Consider the following 18451-nt stretch of genomic DNA (forward strand, 5'->3'; position numbering starts at 1 on the left):
TGTTTGATTCAACCGTTCAGTCTGAGCATTGTTACGACTCTAGTCGCAATCAAAGATCAATCTGTGACACGTTTTGCCGGCTTTCTTTTTTGACTATAGTTAAAGCAAGGAGCAAGAAAGGAGGCATGAAGATGAAAATAACAAGTAAAACCATTATCGGTTCAATTTTATTGTTTGTCGGTTTATCCATCTTCTTTGGTGGTTCATTAGGTGGGCTGATCCCGGTTTTGATTGGTGCAGGGCTCATCTATGTAGGTGTTAAAAAATACGAAAAAGGCAGTAAAACCTTAGGTGTCATTCTAGCAGTCATTGGTGTACTGATCGTCGTGCAATTTCTGCCGTTTATACTTGGCATCGCATTTGCAGGGGTACTTCTTTATTTTGGCTGGTCGATGATCAATGGTGAATCTACCAAAAAATCATCAAGCAGAGCATATATGGAGCCAAACACGGCACCTAATACGGAAGAACCGATTCATACGTCTTTTGATCAAGAATGGGAAGACTTTTTAAAGAAAAAATAAAGGGAGGAATATCAAATGGTATTAAGAAGAGTAAGAGATATGTTTGTTGCAACTGTCAATGAAGGTTTAGATAAATTGGAGAATCCGCGTGTCATGCTGAATCAATACGTTCGTGATATGGAGGATGATGTTGCGAAAGCGAAACATGCCATCATCAAACAGCAAACAATTCAGCAAGGCTTCCTGCGCAAAGCAGAAGAGACGGAAGCATTTGCTGAAAAGCGAAAGAAGCAGGCCGAGCTGGCATATCATGCGGGAGAAGAAGAGCTTGCACGAAAAGCGCTTACTGAAATGAAGTATTTTGAAGAAAAGCACAACGAATACCAGGAAGCGTACCAGCAATCTGTGAAACAATTGAAAGAGCTGAAAGAGCAATTACAGCACTTAGAAACGAAGCTGCGTGATATAAAGGACAAGAAGCAGGCTCTGATTGCAAGAGCAAATGCCGCGCAGGCAAAGCAGCATATGAATGATTCCATCAATAAAGTAGACAGTGAAAGTGCATATAAAGAGTTTCTTCGAATGGAGAACCGTATTGAAGAAATGGAAACAAAAGCAGGCAGCTATGCACAATTTGCGGATCAAGGGGCATATGCTCATTTAGACTATGCCGATGAGGTTGAAAAAGAATGGCAGAAACTCAAGCTCGATAAAAAGCCTGAACAGCAGCAAGCAAACGTATAGAGGTCAAATCGGAAGAAAAGCATGCTTTTTCTTCCGATATTTGATTTCTTTCTGTTTCGCTTTTCCTTATAATGAAAAGGTCAGAAGATAAAGGGATGGTATGATGAAGAGATTAATCGGTCTAATTTTTATACTTGCAGGTGTCTTTTTAATGATTGGGATGCTTTTCAAAAATGGAGATCTCTTTCATTTAAGTTTTTCCCGTGAAAAACCAGTGACAACAGCTTCAGCGAAAACAGATGAGATTGATCAATTAGATATTTCTCTTTCTGGGTTTCGCGTAAAGGTAAAACCTGAAAATCGTTCCGATATTTCGGTGACTGCTGTCAATGGAAAAGGGAAAATGTATGCGGAGCAAACAGGCGGTACATTCAAAGTTCGTGCTGAAAATAAAAGCTTCTTGTTTTTCACTCAATTTGAAAAAGGAGAGCTCTTAGTTAAAATTCCAACAGATTATCATAAAAATGTGAAGATTACGGGTGGAAGCGGAGTCAGCGAGATTAAAGGAGAAGGAAAGCTGTCCCTTCAAGATGTGATACTCAAATCAACGAGTGGAAACCTCACAGCCGAGAATTTTTCAGCAAAAAATGTAGAAATCAAAGCAACCTCTGGCAGGCTGGCAGTGTCGCACATCGATGCAAAGGATAGTGATATTGGGGCAACTTCGGGTCGTGCCGATATTAAAGATGTCAAAGGAGAACTGCAACTGGGCATGACAAGCGGTCGATTGACGGCAAGTTTTGATACAATTGAGTCACCTGTCTCCTTTCATATGACATCAGGGAGCGCGAAATTTAATTTACCAGATGAAGGAGATTTCAACGTTCAGGTGAAAAAAACAAGTGGAAGCGTCGACCACTCGTATGACTTTGATCAGGTGAATAGTGAAGGTCGAGGCTTTACAGGCACGCAGGGAAAAGGGACACATTTAGTCGATATTGAAATGACAAGTGGTAACCTCAAGCTGAGGTAATGAATGAATGAATGAATGAATGAAAGGAAGGAGGCGAGTCAACTGCGTTTTACAAGGAATCAAATTTTAGGCATCATTGTTGTGATTTTTGGTATTAATTTATTTCTCAAAATTATTGGGATCGGAGCAGATTTGTTTTGGCCTGTGTTTTTTGCGCTGGCAGGTTATTGGCTTCACTCACGATCCAAACGTTGGCTCGGTTCGGTTTCCTATATTTTTGCCGGCTTTCTCTTCTTAAAATTTCTGCTCAATATTACATTTAGTTTAACAGGTTACTTATTTGCGGCCTTTTTGATTTATGCCGGCTATCGCCTATTGAAGAATAAACCTGTTTTTGATGTCGATAAAAAGGAAACATCAGAAGACGGGAAACCTTCACTGAAAGTCAATCTTGAAAAAAAGGGCGATCAGAAGAAAACAAAAAGCCAGACAAAGCCGCGTAAAGAGCATGACTTTTTTATCGGTGAAGTCAGGCTGATGAAAAAGCCTTTTCAATTAAGTGATTTGACGATTTCAGGTTTTATTGGCGATGTGAAAATCGATTTATCAAAGGCGATCATCGCAGAAGAAGAAAGTACGATCGTGATTAGCGGGCTGATCGGAGATGTGGATATTTACGTACCGCAGGATATTGAAGTATGTGTGAGTGCTTCCGCCGCGATTGGTGATATGAAAATCATAGATGAAAAAAGAAGCGGATTCGGCAGTAAAGTGTATGTGATGACCAACGATTACGATGAGAGTAAACGAAAAGTGAAAATCTCCATCTCGCTACTGATCGGAGATGTGGATGTGAGATACTTATGAGGAAACTGCATTTAGGTATCCAGTGGCAATCTGTTCGTCTTGGCGTCGGTATCTCGCTCGGTGTTGTAACGATGACGACACTGCCGATGTTTTTTTATTATCAGCTTGATCCGATGATCCTTCTTTCTACCCGCTGGTTTGGCATACCGTTTTTTTGTATTTTACTCATCGTTAGTCTTGCGATTGGGATTTCTGCCGGGAGTGTATTTGGCTATCAGCATAAGAAGCGACTCGATCAGCTTGTAGAGTCGATTTTGAAGTTTGAAAATGGAAACTTTGCATACAGACTGCCGTCTCTTGGCGACGATGAAATTGGCTTAGCTGCCGATCAATTAAATGAAATGGCAAAACGGGTGGAAGGGCAAGTAGCCTCTTTGCAAAAGCTTTCGAATGAACGGGCTGAATGGCAGGTTCAAATGAAGAAGTCGGTCGTCTCAGAAGAGCGCCAGCGGCTAGCACGAGAGCTCCATGATGCGGTTAGCCAGCAGTTATTTGCGATTTCGATGATGACCTCAGCTATTCTGGAAGGCATGAAGGAAAAGGACGAAAAGATTTTAAAGCAAATGCAGCTTGTCGAACGAATGGCTGGCGATGCACAAAATGAGATGCGTGCTCTTCTGCTTCATTTAAGACCGATTACTCTAGAAGGAAAAGACCTGAAAAAAGGCTTGATAGAGCTGCTAAATGAATTCCAAGCAAAGCAGCCGATTGATATTGATTGGGAAATCGAAGATGATGTTCCGTTATCTAAAGGAGTAGAGGACCACCTCTTCCGAATTGTGCAAGAAGCACTGTCGAATGTGTTTAGACATGCAAAGGCGACAAAGGTGACAGTGCGCCTGCTCATAAGAAACAGACAAGTGCAGCTAAAGATTATCGATAATGGTATCGGCTTTCAAACAGACCATGTGAAGACAGCCTCCTACGGACTTGAATCGATTCGAGAGAGAACAAGTGAAGTAGGCGGTGTCGCAGAGATTATGTCATTTGAGGGAAAAGGCACACAAATTGATGTGAAGGTTCCCATTTTTGATGAAGGAAAAGGAGAGAACGTTCGATGATTCGAGTGCTTTTAATCGACGATCACGAAATGGTGAGAATGGGGCTTGCGGCCTTTTTAGAGGCGCAGGCTGATATTGAAGTCATTGGTGAAGCGTCAGATGGACAAAAGGGTGTAGAGCTAGCCGTTGAATTAAGGCCAGATGTGATTTTAATGGATCTTGTCATGGAAGGGATGGATGGCATCGAAGCAACGAAAAGAATTTGTCAAGAAATTGAAGATGCTAGGATCATCGTTCTGACGAGCTTTATTGACGATGATAAAGTCTATCCGGTGATTGAGGCGGGTGCTTTAAGCTATTTATTAAAAACATCCAAGGCAGGAGAAATTGCTGATGCCATCAGATCTGCAAGTATCGGCGAACCAAGACTTGAATCAAAAGTGGCTGGAAAGGTCATGAACAAACTCCGTCATTCATCAAATGGATCAATCCTTCATGATTCATTAACAGCAAGAGAAATGGAGATATTGAAGCTGATTGCGGATGGAAAATCGAATAAGGTGATTGCCGAGGAATTATTTATTACAATTAAAACGGTGAAGACCCATATTACCAACATTCTTTCCAAACTTGATGTGGAAGATCGAACGCAGGCGGCTGTGTATGCGCACCGTCATAAGCTGATTCAATAAAAAAACAGCTTTCAAGTGAAAGCTGCTAGAACATGCGTAAAATTAGTCCTTCTGTCCTGTGATCGGACGTTCGGATAGTTGATGGAGCTCAGGAACTGGAAAAGCCTCCTGCTCCTTGGCCGATTTTTCTTCCAGGGTTTTCTTCATTTCGGATAAAAGCTTTACGCTCTCCTTTGCTGCTGCCGCTTTTTTTTCCTGCAAATCAATGATCTGTGAAAGTCCGACGAATAATCCGCCTCCCATCAGAAGGAGCGCAGGGGTTTGTCCATAATAAACCACGATCAAAAATGTGCTTGAAAAGCTGTCGGCTTCAATGAAGAAATCTTCTTTTGATTGCGTGAATACAACGATTAACAGAAGTATCCCTAGAATCAAAAATAGAATGCCGGCCGAAAGTAAAGCTCGTTTCATGATTGACACCCTTTTTTTCTTACCATTTTAACATACTCTATAAAGATTGTGTTGCGCCCTTAGTCCCGAAGTCACGGATTTTCACATTTGCCTTGTAACGAATGTCCGATTCACTAAAAATTTCATCCCAATGCTTCGCTTCTTTTCGAAAGTCCTTCGGATACGCAATACTCGCTTTTTGAGAAAACCCGCAAATATCTGCTTTGATCTCATGTTGTAATTCCCCAATGAAATCTTTTACGTTTTTCTCTATTCGACGCTCCACGACACCTTCAATCTCTTGGAGATACTTTTCATTAAATGCATTTTCCCGTTCATTCCAATCCTCAGACAACCTTCCTTCAAGCTCCACTGACACATTAAATTGATATTTTCCGCTTGCTGTTTTATTCGTTTCAATGTTGTGTTTCAGTTTAAAAACCTCAAACGAATAGATGCTGTGATCATATTCAAATTCAATGACTCCACCTTCTCTGTCTCCGGTCAACAGGTTGTATGACTGCACTGCTAAAGGAGAGATGTTGGTGAGAAATCGTCTGTTCTTTATAATAGAGGCTCCATCTACTATTAATTTCCCTTGATCCACACCGACTTTCGGAACAGCAAAAGATACGTTGTTTTGCATGGCAGAAGAAATATCTCCTAATGAAACGGGCTTGAGCATACGTATGGTCGATTTAGTATTCCCAGAAATATCATATAATGTAGAAGAAGCTGGCTGTCCATCGTCATTGATTTTCAGCAAGTCCCCAGGCTTCTCAGAGGTCATAAAGACGAGGCTTCCTCTTCTCGTTTCATTGTCGCGAATGAATTGATTAATGACGAGGTCGAAATTATTTTCATTGATGAGCTCCTCAGAAAATAAATACACCCTCAGCTGCTGGGCGAAAATACGGTGACTTTTGAGCGTCGTTGTTCGGAATATTTGATGTACGGAATCACCACTCGTTTCAATAATCTTTGTTGGGTCTTTCACGCTGGATTCTTGCTCAATTTTTTGAGGAACAAGGACTTGCATAGATATTTTAAGCTTATGACCGTCATCTCCTTTATCTAAGCCATAACCAATCGCCATATTGAGCTCCTCAATATTGGTACTATCCCAGCATCCACTTAATAGAACAAGGGCCAGGTATGCAAAGGCCGCCTTTTTTTTCATGCTGCTTTCCGCCTCCTTTTAAAAAACACGATGATAAATAAGAGAAACGGGAGGATACCGAATAAAAGAAAAAATAAATGATTCACATAGGTTAAATAATCACGCACTGTATCAACATCCTTTGGGAAAACAGCGGCAAAGTAGATGACAATTCCCATCAATGCGAGCACGATTTTTTTAGGGAATTTTGTGAGTTTGGATACCCCCATTGCAGCAAAAAACGTATATCCTACAAAGCTCGTATAAAGCTGAACAAGCCAAACGATGAGCAAAAAGGATTCAATTCGCTCAATAAAAATCCCTTGTATATCAAATGATTGAAATAAAGCAATCGTCGGCCAAGTCAAAGTCGCAGTTTCTTTCACGGTGAACGCACCAACTACAAGAATATAGGTGAAAATATAGATGATCGCAGGAATCAAAAAGCCGACTGTGCCATAAGCAAAGGTGTGTTTTTGCGTGTTCATATAGGCAGGCATAAACAGCATCATTTCAATGCCAACAAACGAAATGGCTGATGCGTTAAGGGATTTGAAGACAGGGGAGAATCCCTCTCCTAAAACAGGCCGGAGGTTATCTAACTTAAATTCTTGAACACTGAGTCCGTATGCAACAAATAAGATAATCAAGGTGACAATGAGGAAAAAGGGGCACAGTCTGGCAAAATCACCAATCCCGCCGGCTACAAGGTAAAGACCAACCAAAATAAAGCTGATCATTGTCACCGCTACAGGTGTGTTTTGAAGCAGAAAGAACTTCACCATTTCCGACATAGCCCGTACTTCATAGCTGGCAACGCCAAGAAAATAAATAATAATGAGCAGGTTAGCAAGAGCACCAATCCACTTTCCAAGCCCCTCATTTGTGTAATCATAGTAAGAGGAGAAGGGGACTTTTTTCATCATAAGGACATTCACAAAAATGAACACAATGTAAATGACACTCATAAGTAAGAGCGCAATCCAGCCGTCAGGTGTAGTTGCAGCCTGAGCCATTGATCTTGGCAGAATCATCATACTTGCACCTAATGTTGTATTGGCAATAATGGCACTTGCCTGATAGCTGGAAATCGACTCTTTATGATTGACCATATCGTTCTCCTTTCTTTTGATTTTTCAAAGGCAATCGAATGATGGAATTGTCTTCATTTTTATAGCTGAACACAAAATCTGGTGAGAAATAAGGCGTACCAAAACTTTTTTGCCGTGTTAAATGAGTAAGGAGAACGAGCATGAACAGCACAATCCCATATAAACCTAAAGTAGCTGCCGTAAACATGGACACAAAGCGGAGCACGCGGAACGACATGCCCATCCCGTATTGAGGCACAGTAAAGGACGCAAGGGCAATCACACTGACGATAATCACCATGATCGAACTCACAATATGAGCTTGCACGGCCGCCTGCCCAATGACGACTCCGCCTACAAGCCCAATCGTTTGACCGAGTGGATTTGGCAGTCTTAAACCGGCTTCCCGCAGCAGCTCAATCGTTATCTCCATGATGAGTGCCTCCACAATAGGCGGAAAGGGGACATTTTCTCTTGTGCTTGAGATCGAAATAGCCAGTGTTGTTGGTAAAAGTCCTTGATGGAAGGACACAAGTGCAATATAAATGGCTGATAAAAATAATGTCAGAAAGATAGAGGTAAACCGCAGCATACGAATGAGAGAGGCGGCGATCCACCTTTCATAATAATCATCAGGTGATTGCATAATCGTCGCAAGAGAAGCAGGTACAATTAACACAAAAGGTGAATGGTCAACAAAAATGGCGACACGTCCATTATTTAAAGCAGATGCCACTTTATCCGGCCGTTCTGTGTTTTGGACTTGCGGGAAAGGCGAGTACACATTGTCTTCAATCAGTTCCTCAAGAACACCGGAATCTTGTATATCATCAATGGTGACTTGCTTGAGTCGTTTTTTCACTTCTTTTAAAACAGACGATTGAGCCATACCGTCAATGTACATGATGGTCACTTGGGTGTACTTTTTTTGACCAATCTTCATGTCGACGGTTTTAAGATTGGGGTTTTTCAAGCGCTGCCTCACAAGAGCTAAGTTCGTATCTAAATCTTCAATAAAGCCAATTTTCGGTCCTCTCACAACTGTTTCAGAGGTAGCATCACCTATACTGCGTTTCTTCGTTCCATGCGTTTCTAAAATATACGCATGCTGAAATCCGTTAATCAGTACCACGCAATGCCCATCAAAAATCGCCTCAACCAATTCCTCAGATGTTTTCACCGAACGTGTGGTCATCATTGATAAATTGGATTCCAGCTTCTCCTTTGTGAGAGACGTATGATCTTGGAGAAGCAGCTTTAAAAAAGTTTGAATCTCCATCTTTTCGTTCATTTCTTTTATGTATAAATAGTAAACAACCTGTCCTTGAGGCAGTGTTTTTTTCTCATGAACCAAATCGTCCATTTCTTTTAATTGCGGAAGAATGACGGAGAGATTATCGTATAAGTGCTCTTTTAATGGAGTATGTTTCATTCGGATCACCCGCCTCAAATCTTTTTCTTAGCATTACCTGCTTGAAAAAACAATATTCTGTGTTACATTATTTTGTGGTAAAAGAAAGAATGAGGGTTTTGGAGGAAACAAGATGGCACAGATTCGTTTAGCAGGAACAAAAGAGGAGATCGACCGTATTTTACAGTCGTTTGACAAGCATTATGAGGTGACATATACATCAAAGGATTACGGAAAAACGAACCCAAAATACAAATATTCGAAGGATGTTCGCGTTTATATTGAACTAAAATTAAAATAAAGATAAAATTTTAATTGAAAACGCTTAAAGGATTTTCGTTTTTTGTATAGAATAGAGTTGAGTGATGAGAAGCTATGGAGGGATACATAATGACAGAATTTAGAATCGAAAAAGATACAATGGGCGAAATCAAAGTGCCGAAGGACAAGTTCTGGGGTGCACAAACACAACGAAGCAAAGAAAATTTCAAAATCGGTTCTGAGAAAATGCCAAAGGAAGTTGTGAATGCGTTTGCAATTTTGAAACGTAGCACAGCGATTGCCAACGAACGTCTTGGCAACCTTGAAAGCGAAAAAGCAGAAGCAATTGCTGCAGTATGTGATGACATCATCAGCGGAAAGTATGACGAGCATTTCCCGCTTGTTGTTTGGCAGACAGGCAGTGGAACACAAAGTAACATGAACATGAACGAAGTCGTTGCAAACAGAGCAACTGCTTACTTGAAAGATAAAAATAGCGAGTTCAGCATTCACCCGAATGATGACGTTAACCGCAGCCAAAGCTCAAATGATACATTCCCAACTGCTATGCACGTGGCAGCTGTTTTAGCTGTGTACAAAAAATTGCTGCCTGCTATTGACCAGTTAAGAACAACTCTTGATGAGAAAGCAAAAGCGTATCAAGAGATTGTGAAAATCGGCCGTACGCACTTGCAGGATGCAACACCGCTGACAGTTGGTCAAGAGATTAGCGGCTGGGTATACATGCTGGATCGTTCAAAAGAAATGATTTTAGAATCAACTGAAAAAATGAGAGAATTAGCCATTGGCGGAACGGCTGTTGGTACAGGAATTAACGCACATCCTGAGTTCGGTCAATATGTTGCTGAGGAAATCAGCCAGCTGACAGGTCAAACATTCAATTCTTCACCAAACAAATTCCATGCGCTGACAAGCCATGATGAAATTACGTATGCACACGGTGCTTTAAAAGCACTTGCAGCTGATTTAATGAAAATTGCCAATGATGTGAGATGGCTTGCAAGTGGCCCTCGCTGCGGAATTGGCGAATTGATCATTCCTGAAAATGAGCCGGGCAGCTCAATTATGCCAGGAAAAGTCAACCCAACCCAAAGTGAAGCTTTAACAATGATTGCAGCGCAAATCATGGGGAATGATGCCACAATCGGTTTTGCGGCAAGCCAAGGAAACTTTGAGCTGAACGTATTTAAGCCAGTCATTATTTATAACTTCTTGCAATCAGTTGAACTACTTGCTGACGGCATGAACTCATTCCATGACAAGTGTGCAGTTGGAATCGAACCAAACCTTGAAACGATTGAGAAAAACTTGAACAATTCATTGATGCTTGTGACGGCACTTAACCCGCACATCGGATATGAAAATGCAGCAAAAATTGCGAAGCTTGCTCACAAAGAAGGATTAACACTAAAAGAAGCAGCACTTCAATTAGAGCTGTTAACAGAAGAGCAGTTTGAGCAATTTGTGAAACCAGAGGAAATGGTGACACCAAAAGCAAAATAAGAAACCAGGGGCGGCTGCCCCTGGTTTTTATGTGGGAAGATATTTGGGGTGAATAGTTGTGAGAACATTAAAGACAAGGTTTATTAGATGGTTGCGGACACGTGATGTTGAATTCTTTCAAGTAATGTCCCAAGATACGGAGGAGTCAGCTTTTTTGTTATACATTGATCAAAGACGGCCCGAGGGTGGGAATCATATTGATATATTTTTGATCTCTCATTTTGAGCTGTCAGAAGAGTCGTATGAAGATGTTCTAAGTTTCAATAACGATATGCTTGGCTTTAAACCAACCTGTTCGTATTGTATGGACACTCTGTCGATAGAGGAAGAATTTGAATTTGATTTTCCTTGTGACATGCTTGCTGTTCAAAGATATGTAGATGACTTACTAAATAGAGTTCAAGCCAGCAAACTTCCTGAACTGACACATAAGGATTTTGATTTTTTATCACAACAATAAACCCAAGGCATCCCCTGGGTTTTACAAATGATCCTCTTTCAAAATACGCAAAAGTGACTCAGAGTTGGTTTGAAGCGGTGCGTATAATTTCAATTGGTACAGCATGCCTTTCACGATGACTTGTCTTGGTTTTTGTTTGTTTAATTCATTTTCTAGAATGCCAAGCGCTTCAAATAAATCGGGCTCTTCTTTCACTTCATAGTGTGCTTCAGCCAGCTCTCTTAATTCCTTTAAAAGAGATTCTGTGAGCGGATCGAATGACCGTTCATAAATTGGACCAAACCAATCGCTCGCTTGATCTACAGAAATGAGAGGAAGGTCATTTCGCTTCATCATACCGCCCATCAAATCATCGATACGATGAATCATGGTTGTGGCAAGCTCTTCTGCTTCCAGCTGAAAATCATATAAAATCGCCAGCTCGAAATAAACGTGGCTCATGCCCTCAATCGTCAAACATAAATCAGCCATATATGGAATGGCAGCGTCTCCATACACTTGTTTAATGTTATCGATGTGAAGCTGGATGGTTGCAAGCCTAATTTGTTTTGCGAGTTGCTGCGTCTCTTCATTCAATGGAAGCGCACGATCACTCAGCTGCATTTTTATAAAATCCTTTTGCTGCAAAATATTATCGTAATAGACAGTGAGCTGTTTGCGGTAGGCTTCTTTTGGTGTGCCGCCCTCTGTTTGAACCTCATGAATCCGGGTAAATACCTTATCGTAATAGTAATGAAGGATCGAAATGAGCAGTGCTTCCTTTGATTTAAAATAAAGATAAAAAGCACCCTTTGACATGTGGCATTCATCTGCAATTTCCTGAACAGACGTTGTGTTATAGCCTTTGCTGGCAAATAATTTCATGCCAGCCTCAATGATCATTTTTTCTTTCTTTTTCAAAATGAATGTCATCCTTTCTTACCGAGAGACAAATGTCTTAGGAAACGTGCGCAAAGAGATGTGACTTATCGGTCATAAACGACGAAAATTTTCAAAAATTAATCAGATTGTAACTTGTTTTTTACAGTGTAATTCTTTATATTATAAAGTAAGGTGACCAACTGGTCAAAATATGTGAAAGGATGATGTTCCATGAGAGAAATCGATGATATGATTAGACGCTTGCGAACAAAAGGGATTCAAGTAGAAAAAGTCAAAATGCCGAAAGAGACAACCATTGAAAAGAAATGGATGTATCAAGCTGGCAAAAAGATCAAAGCCACATACCGTGATTTCAATGGGTATTCATTCATCTAAAAAAGACTGCGGTCAAAAACCTACAGTCTCTTCTTTGGAACCATGATTGTATAACGTACACCTAGATCATCATTTTCAATAGATATGGACGCTTGATGCATTGAAAGAATTCTTTTGACAATGCTTAACCCAATACCGAATTCGCCCTTTTTTCCCTTACTAAAAGGTTCGTATAGGTTGGATAGCATATGTTCTTCAATTGGAGGACCGTCATTACGAATGACAATGCGGATTTGATCCTCTTCCTGTTCCATCTGAATATCAATCTTACTTTTTGCGTAGCGAAGTTGATTTTCTAGTACATTCTCAAATAATTTGCTCCATTGTTCTGGATCGCCTTCAAGAGTAGCCTCATCATCTAAGTCCACGTTCCACTGCAATTCATTTTTCGACCAGCGTATTCGGTCGACCACTTCCAGCAACGTATTACTGAGTAGGAAGGAAGAATGTGCGGGATGTTGTTTAGATAAATAATCAAGCTTTGTTAAGTACAGCAGATCCTTGATTTTCTTCTCAAGCTTTTCCGCTTCACCTTCAATGACTTCCACCGTTTGTTCAAGATCTCCCTTAGGAAAAATACCATCTTTAATGGACTGCGTATAGCCGCGGATGACCATGACAGGTGTTTTTAAGTCATGTGAAATATTCTGCAAAAGTGTCCGTTCAGTTTCATCTTTTTGGATGAGTTTTTGTCTCATTTCTTCAATGGTATGGCCAAGCTTGCCGATTTCATCTTGCCGGTCAACGATGACAGGGTCGTCCCAGTCCTCTTGTGCAATTCGTTTAACGTGCTTTTCAAACGCAACGATTGGTCGGGATAAATAGCGGGCAAGCCAAATCGATGGAATCCAGCTTAGTAAAATAACGGTGCCTAAGATAAAGATCAGCTGTTTAAACAGCGTAAAGGACAGGTCGTCTCGATAAGAATCCGGTGCATAGGACAGAAGAATATATTGTGTATTGCCTGTTGATACCTTTTTGATGACAAAAAAGATATGCTGGCCGTTCACCTCTTCAGAATACCGTTTCGTTGCGGTTTTTTGTTTTTTCACAAACGATTGGATTTTCTCAATAAAGGCATGCGGGAAAAACTGCGCCATTTGATCTAATTCATCTGATGGGATCAAAATGTGCTGCACGGAGCGGTTTTCCGGTGTCGACTTTGGCGAGCCGTCTCGGTTTAATGGATATTCTGTCAGCACTTGCTGTTCATTTTCGATATTTTTATAAATTTCATTTGTGAAGAAGTCACGTAATGTATTGGAAAATAGAATAATCAGGACAATTGAAATGGTGAGCAAAATGCCAGAGATCACAACCCAAATTTGAAAAGCGAGCGGTTTGTTCTTCATCCTTTAAGCATCCTATAGCCAAATCCATAGATGGTCTCGACCTTTAAGTCGGGCATTTTTTTGCGCAGCCGTCTGACAAGGTCATCGACCACACGATCTGTCCCGAAGTAATCGTGTCCCCAAATTTTGACGAGGATATCTTCACGAGAAAAAGCATGTCCCTGGTGATGTGTAAATAAAAGCAGCAAGTCAAATTCCTTAGACGTTAAGTTAATGAGCTGACCCTCTTCATAGACCTCTCTTACATCCTCATGAATGACATAAGAAGACACTGGTGTGACGCTTTGCTGCTGCGGGGTATCGCTGTTTTTATACACAAGCTCCAGCAGCTTTTGAACTCGAATGATTAGCTCACGCGGAAGAAATGGCTTCGCAATATAATCACTGCTTCCCAGCTCTAAGCCGAGGACACGGTCGATATCTGCATCACGTGCTGAAATGAAAATGACCGGTACGTCAGGTGATGCGGCCTTGATTTCTTTAATAAGGGTGTAGCCGTCTGTATCAGGCAGCATGATATCTAAAATCCATAGATGCGGCGGCTTGTTCATTGCCTCGCGTGCCGCTTCTCCAGTTAAAAAAGAGGAGACATTCCAATCTTCACTCTCTAAATATTTGGTTAACAGTTCATTTAAGTTTTGTTCATCTTCAACTAAATAAATGGTGTACGACAAAGTCTTCCACATCCTCTCAACGTCATTATAACGGGATACGAAGGCGGCATGTCAACAATCACACGCTTTTTTCACAATTTCACATATTCTTCTCATCATTATCCCATAATGTTTGATTATGATAAGGTCAAGGGAAAAAAGGGCATAGACAAAAGGCGGATGAATAGGTGCTTTTCATCAATGTGCGCACCTTGCTTTTTTTCTATGAATAAGTATTATATAATTTGACATATTGCCATAAAGTGATTTTCAATGATCTTTCCATTAAGAGGACCTAAAGTCCGATCTAGACATATGAATGAAACATGATGTAAAGGAGTGCAAGCGATGGATTTCCGAAGAGAAGATGAAGAGAATAAGATGAATCATCCTGAAAACGCGCATCAAGACAATGAAATGAATCAGCAAAAAGATACCCATCAAGAGAATGAGAAACAAATAGACGCACCAGAAAAAGAGAAGGAACTCGTTTTTCACCAGCATGAAAACGAAGCATCTGCCTCGCAGGAGAGTGTGACAAAGCATTCTCCTCAAATGGTGGATGACCGTGCGTCGAAAAAAGAGAAAAAGCGGAAGGCGGCATGGCTCAGTCCAATTCTTGGAGGAATTATTGGCGGGGGTCTTGTACTTGGCATTACACCGCTTTTGCCGCAGTCACAGGATACAGCTGCCAACACGCAAACGCAGACAGCATCAAGCGAGCCGGCAGCCTCAGATAATTTCTCGACAAAACAAATCACCAATGCCACAAATGTTGCTGATATGGTAGAAGATTTAGAGCCCACTATTGTTGGGGTCTCAAACTATCAATCTACACAAAATTCGTTTGGCTTGAGCGGTGATCAAACAGAAGCTGAAGCTGGAACAGGCTCTGGTGTCATCTTCAAAAAAGATGGCAAAAAAGCGTACATTATTACAAATAACCATGTTGTCGAAGGTGCCAATAAAATCAAGGTCACCCTTTATGATGGAAAAACAAAAGACGCAAAGCTTGTCGGCAGTGATGTCATGACAGATTTAGCCGTTGTTGAAATGAACGCAGACGGCATTGATAAAGTGGCGAGCTTTGGTGATTCTTCTAAGCTTCGTGCTGGAGATAAAGTCATTGCCATTGGGAATCCGCTCGGTGCACAGTTCTCAGGTACTGTGACAGAAGGAATCATTAGTGGTCTTGATCGTACTGTAGAAGCAAATACATCATCTGGTACGGTGGAGATGAATGTGCTGCAAACAGATGCAGCCATTAACCCAGGAAACAGCGGGGGGCCACTGATCAATACAGATGGTCAAGTCATTGGCATCAACAGCTTGAAAATCAGCGAAAGCGGTGTGGAATCACTTGGATTCGCGATCCCAAGTAACGATGTCAAACCGATTGTAGATGAGCTGTTGAAAAATGGAAAAGTTGAACGTCCATATCTTGGCGTTCAAATGATTGATCTTGAGCAAGTGCCTGAGACGTATCAAGAAAATACGCTCGGCTTATTTGATAAACAAATCGGCAAAGGCATTTATGTAAAGGATGTTTCAAAAGGTTCACCTGCACAAAAAGCAGGCTTGAAATCTGGAGATGTCATCATCAAGTTCAAAGGGAAAGACGTAGTGAACAGCTCTCAGCTGAAAGAAATTCTTTATAAAGAAACAAAAGTCGGCGATAAAACCACAATGACAGTCATTCGTGAAGGAAAGAACAAAAATCTAGATATTACCCTTGGACAGTCAGATAGCGAATAAATGAAAAAAACAGGTGGATGTCAACATATCCACCTGTTTTTTTGTGCTTATTTTTTTGAAGAGAGTGTCCGTAGTATGATGTGTTCCCACATGTTCCAAGGTAGAAGCTGCTTTGCTGTGAATGAAAGTCGTACGCCTTTTCCAACAAGATATCTCAGCCGTTTCAGCCGCTTCTTTTCTGCTAATCGTACAACAAGCTCTGCCACTTCAAGAGGATCTCCATAGTTGGATTTCTGGGCATCAATATGGGCCATCATCTTTTGATAGAGTTTTGTGTATTTCGATCCTTCTGCGGGTTGAATCATTTGCTCGTTCATGGAGGTGTTCCAAATATTCGTTTGGAAAGAGCCCGGCTCGATCAAGGCCGCCTGTATACCGAACGAAGCCAGTTCAATCCGCAAGCTTTCTGTATAGCCTTCCAACGCAAACTTAGACGATACATATGGAGATAGGGCAGGCATCCCCATTAATCCGCTGATGCTGCTCATATTGAAAATCTTTGCACCACTTGTCATAAACGGCAGCACCGCTTGGGTCATTTCCATCACACCGAAAACATTCACTTCAAATTGCTGGCGGTACGTGTCGACAGGAACCTCTTCCGCAAAACCAGCAAAGGCTGTTCCCGCATTGTTCACAAGCAGGGTAATGGGTGCGTAGTCATGCAGTTTCTTCTGAAATGCTTGAATTGACTGCGTATCGGTCACATCTAACGCTTCAATATGTATCATGCCAGATAAAGAGGCTTGCTCGATTTCTTCAGCGAGCTTTTTTGCATTGGTTTCCTGTCTGACGCCGGCAATCACTGTATAGCCCCGCTTGGCGAGACGCATTGTGATGAGCTTGCCAAAGCCGCTATTGGCACCAGTTACAATGGCTGTTTTTTTCATTATCCGGTTCTCCTTTTTGTTTAAATTTATCATAGTGCGATGTTTTATTGAATAACGAAAAGGAGCTTGGAGAAGAATAAAAAGCGATGCTGTGAAATAGGAGGAAACACATGATGTGTTGGAAGAAGGCGGGACGAATAGGAGTGCTGCTCTTTATGCTGTCCGGCTGTCAATCAATTGAACCGTTACAACAAACACATGAAGCAGAAGCAGAAAGTCTGTCAGCTGTTCAAATGAAGGAACTGCCATTTCAGCATATACATCTGCATGTACAATATGGACAGAAAAACGAATTATACGAAGCGACTTACCGTCAGTCAAGAGGCAAAGAGGAAGCACTCATTCGTGATCATATGAATGGTGTCCGCTATGAAGGGGAAGAAGCCTTGCGCGAGATGAAGATGAAGCTGAATGATATGTCGATTCCTAGTGCAAAGATCAATGAAGCGTATGTAAATGAACTATTAACTGCTTTTAATTTAGATGATGACTATCAGCGGATTCAGATCGATCTGAAGCTCGAAGATGGGACCAAACGTACATTCCAAAAGAAGAAATAAACGAGACTTTCTCATTTTTTAATTGAAAATGATTTTCAAGATCACTTAAATCTGATACACTAAATTGAGATAAGTGATCTTTTACGTCTGTACATAGACGATATTTCATATAAAAATTTGGATGAGAAAAGGAGCGTTTGAGCGGAATGAGTGCCATTTCTACTGAAGGTTTAAGCTTAGGCTACGGAGAAACAATGATCATAGACGAACTAAATGTATCAATCCCTAAGGGAGAAATCACAGTATTTATTGGCAGTAATGGATGCGGTAAATCCACGCTACTTCGCTCTTTGGCCCGTCTCATGAAGCCAATGGGTGGTTCTGTTCTGCTTGAAGGTCATTCCATTGCAAAATTACCTACAAAGGAAGTAGCGAAACAGCTCGCCATTCTTCCACAAGGACCAGAAGCCCCAGAAGGATTGACCGTGCATCAGTTAGTGAAGCAAGGCAGATATCCTTATCAAAATTGGCTGAAGCAGTGGTCGAAGCAAGATGAAGAAGCAGTGAACCGCGCATTGAAGTCAACAAAGATGGAAGACCTTGCTGATCGGACCGTTGATTCATTATCAGGTGGGCAGAGGCAGCGTGCATGGATTGCGATGACGCTGGCACAAGAGACCGATATTATTTTGTTAGATGAGCCGACGACATATTTAGACATGACGCATCAAATCGAAATTTTGGACCTTCTGTTTGATTTAAATGAGAAAGAGCAGCGCACGATTGTGATGGTTCTTCATGATCTCAATCTCGCATGCAGATATGCTCACCATCTTGTGGCGATTAAAGACAAGTCGATCTATGCAGAAGGCAGACCAGAAACAGTGATTAATTGTGATCTCGTGAAAAATGTCTTTGATATGAATTGCCAAGTGACAACAGATCCTTTATTTGGAACACCATTATGTATTCCGCACGGTAGAGGACGCTGTATTGTGCAGCAAGCGCAAGCTGAAACATTTCTTGCTGCAAGATAATCGTATGTCAAAAGCCTGACATCTGTGTCT

At 41.2% G+C, this 18451-nt stretch carries 21 protein-coding genes; 13 read left to right on the forward strand and 8 right to left on the reverse strand.

Translation table 11 applies throughout. The features are described 5' to 3' along the window. Positions 1 to 131: 131 nt before the first annotated feature. The 6 genes from JVX94_RS18320 to liaR all read left to right on the forward strand — a co-directional run bounded on the left by JVX94_RS18320 (position 132) and on the right by liaR (position 4681). Complete coding sequence (locus JVX94_RS18320; RefSeq protein WP_111292639.1) at positions 132 to 524, forward strand: hypothetical protein; 393 nt, start codon at positions 132 to 134, stop codon at positions 522 to 524. 15 nt (positions 525 to 539) lie between these two features. Next, on the forward strand, positions 540 to 1208 hold the full coding sequence (gene liaH / locus JVX94_RS18325; RefSeq protein WP_095409535.1) for a stress responsive protein LiaH: 669 nt from the start codon (positions 540 to 542) through the stop codon (positions 1206 to 1208). A 103-nt stretch (positions 1209 to 1311) separates the two neighbouring features. Next, positions 1312 to 2181 (forward strand): LiaG family protein, encoded by an 870-nt coding sequence (gene liaG, locus JVX94_RS18330; RefSeq protein ID WP_205184065.1) that lies wholly within the window; start codon positions 1312 to 1314, stop codon positions 2179 to 2181. Positions 2182 to 2196: 15 nt separating this feature from the next. Beyond that, the gene (gene liaF / locus JVX94_RS18335; RefSeq protein WP_186437281.1) at positions 2197 to 2988 is read left to right on the forward strand and encodes a cell wall-active antibiotics response protein LiaF; all 792 of its coding nucleotides are present in this window, start codon (positions 2197 to 2199) and stop codon (positions 2986 to 2988) included. Next, positions 2985 to 4049, forward strand: a complete 1065-nt coding sequence (gene liaS / locus JVX94_RS18340) for a two-component system sensor histidine kinase LiaS (RefSeq protein WP_048237405.1) — start codon at positions 2985 to 2987, stop codon at positions 4047 to 4049. Before liaF ends, liaS begins: the two co-directional genes overlap by 4 nt. Further along, positions 4046 to 4681: a two-component system response regulator LiaR gene (gene liaR, locus JVX94_RS18345; protein WP_041115722.1), complete on the forward strand. Its 636-nt coding sequence runs from the start codon at positions 4046 to 4048 to the stop codon at positions 4679 to 4681. The genes liaS and liaR overlap by 4 nt, the downstream gene beginning before the upstream one ends. Positions 4682 to 4723: 42 nt before the next feature. On the opposite strand, the gene JVX94_RS18350 is transcribed toward liaR, so the two are convergent. From JVX94_RS18350 to JVX94_RS18365, 4 genes are read right to left on the reverse strand one after another with little or no spacing between them, the layout of a single operon-like run. After that, a complete protein-coding gene (locus JVX94_RS18350; protein ID WP_041115724.1) occupies positions 4724 to 5092 on the reverse strand; it encodes a hypothetical protein in 369 nt (122 codons plus the stop codon). Positions 5093 to 5129: 37 nt separating this feature from the next. Continuing rightward, positions 5130 to 6251, reverse strand: coding sequence for a Ger(x)C family spore germination protein (locus JVX94_RS18355; protein WP_203128827.1), 1122 nt, complete (start codon positions 6249 to 6251; stop codon positions 5130 to 5132). Further along, positions 6248 to 7342, reverse strand: a complete 1095-nt coding sequence (locus tag JVX94_RS18360; RefSeq protein ID WP_095409532.1) for a GerAB/ArcD/ProY family transporter — start codon at positions 7340 to 7342, stop codon at positions 6248 to 6250. The genes JVX94_RS18355 and JVX94_RS18360 overlap by 4 nt, the downstream gene beginning before the upstream one ends. Then, positions 7329 to 8753 carry a spore germination protein gene (locus JVX94_RS18365; RefSeq protein ID WP_095409531.1) on the reverse strand — a complete coding sequence of 475 codons (1425 nt, stop codon included), beginning with the start codon at positions 8751 to 8753 and terminating at the stop codon, positions 7329 to 7331. Before JVX94_RS18365 ends, JVX94_RS18360 begins: the two co-directional genes overlap by 14 nt. Before the next feature lie 112 nt (positions 8754 to 8865). Between JVX94_RS18365 and JVX94_RS18370 the strand changes: the two genes are divergently transcribed. The 3 genes from JVX94_RS18370 to JVX94_RS18380 all read left to right on the forward strand — a co-directional run bounded on the left by JVX94_RS18370 (position 8866) and on the right by JVX94_RS18380 (position 10977). Beyond that, on the forward strand, positions 8866 to 9033 hold the full coding sequence (locus JVX94_RS18370) for a YvzF family protein (RefSeq protein ID WP_003213147.1): 168 nt from the start codon (positions 8866 to 8868) through the stop codon (positions 9031 to 9033). 89 nt (positions 9034 to 9122) lie between these two features. Further along, positions 9123 to 10517 carry a class II fumarate hydratase gene (gene fumC / locus JVX94_RS18375; protein ID WP_024423418.1) on the forward strand — a complete coding sequence of 465 codons (1395 nt, stop codon included), beginning with the start codon at positions 9123 to 9125 and terminating at the stop codon, positions 10515 to 10517. A 154-nt stretch (positions 10518 to 10671) separates the two neighbouring features. Next, the gene (locus tag JVX94_RS18380) at positions 10672 to 10977 is read left to right on the forward strand and encodes a hypothetical protein (protein ID WP_225315506.1); all 306 of its coding nucleotides are present in this window, start codon (positions 10672 to 10674) and stop codon (positions 10975 to 10977) included. Between the two features lie 21 nt (positions 10978 to 10998). Here the strand turns inward: JVX94_RS18380 and JVX94_RS18385 are convergent, their stop codons facing one another. Continuing rightward, positions 10999 to 11877, reverse strand: coding sequence for a TetR/AcrR family transcriptional regulator (locus tag JVX94_RS18385; RefSeq protein WP_144472173.1), 879 nt, complete (start codon positions 11875 to 11877; stop codon positions 10999 to 11001). 192 nt (positions 11878 to 12069) lie between these two features. Between JVX94_RS18385 and spxO the strand changes: the two genes are divergently transcribed. Continuing rightward, positions 12070 to 12234, forward strand: coding sequence for an anti-adapter protein SpxO (spxO, locus tag JVX94_RS18390; protein ID WP_003212782.1), 165 nt, complete (start codon positions 12070 to 12072; stop codon positions 12232 to 12234). Positions 12235 to 12254: 20 nt separating this feature from the next. Here spxO and JVX94_RS18395 read toward each other — a convergent pair whose 3' ends face one another. Beyond that, positions 12255 to 13586, reverse strand: a complete 1332-nt coding sequence (locus tag JVX94_RS18395) for a sensor histidine kinase (RefSeq protein ID WP_205184067.1) — start codon at positions 13584 to 13586, stop codon at positions 12255 to 12257. Next, positions 13583 to 14260, reverse strand: a complete 678-nt coding sequence (locus tag JVX94_RS18400) for a response regulator transcription factor (RefSeq protein ID WP_095409528.1) — start codon at positions 14258 to 14260, stop codon at positions 13583 to 13585. The genes JVX94_RS18395 and JVX94_RS18400 overlap by 4 nt, the downstream gene beginning before the upstream one ends. 327 nt (positions 14261 to 14587) lie before the next feature. On the opposite strand from JVX94_RS18400, the gene JVX94_RS18405 reads away from it, so the two are divergent. After that, on the forward strand, positions 14588 to 15994 hold the full coding sequence (locus JVX94_RS18405; protein WP_095409527.1) for a S1C family serine protease: 1407 nt from the start codon (positions 14588 to 14590) through the stop codon (positions 15992 to 15994). A gap of 47 nt (positions 15995 to 16041) precedes the next feature. Here JVX94_RS18405 and JVX94_RS18410 read toward each other — a convergent pair whose 3' ends face one another. Beyond that, the gene (locus JVX94_RS18410; RefSeq protein WP_240193786.1) at positions 16042 to 16884 is read right to left on the reverse strand and encodes an oxidoreductase; all 843 of its coding nucleotides are present in this window, start codon (positions 16882 to 16884) and stop codon (positions 16042 to 16044) included. Positions 16885 to 16997: 113 nt separating this feature from the next. Here JVX94_RS18410 and JVX94_RS18415 point away from each other — a divergent pair, with 113 nt between their 5' ends. Both JVX94_RS18415 and JVX94_RS18420 read left to right on the forward strand, forming a co-directional pair. After that, positions 16998 to 17444, forward strand: coding sequence for a YusW family protein (locus JVX94_RS18415; protein ID WP_205184071.1), 447 nt, complete (start codon positions 16998 to 17000; stop codon positions 17442 to 17444). A 146-nt stretch (positions 17445 to 17590) separates the two neighbouring features. Next, positions 17591 to 18421 (forward strand): ABC transporter ATP-binding protein, encoded by an 831-nt coding sequence (locus JVX94_RS18420; protein ID WP_008347057.1) that lies wholly within the window; start codon positions 17591 to 17593, stop codon positions 18419 to 18421. Positions 18422 to 18451 lie beyond the last annotated feature (30 nt).

It is taken from the genome of Bacillus sp. PDNC022 (assembly GCF_016919285.1).
Taxonomy (GTDB): Bacteria; Bacillota; Bacilli; order Bacillales; family Bacillaceae; genus Bacillus; species Bacillus safensis.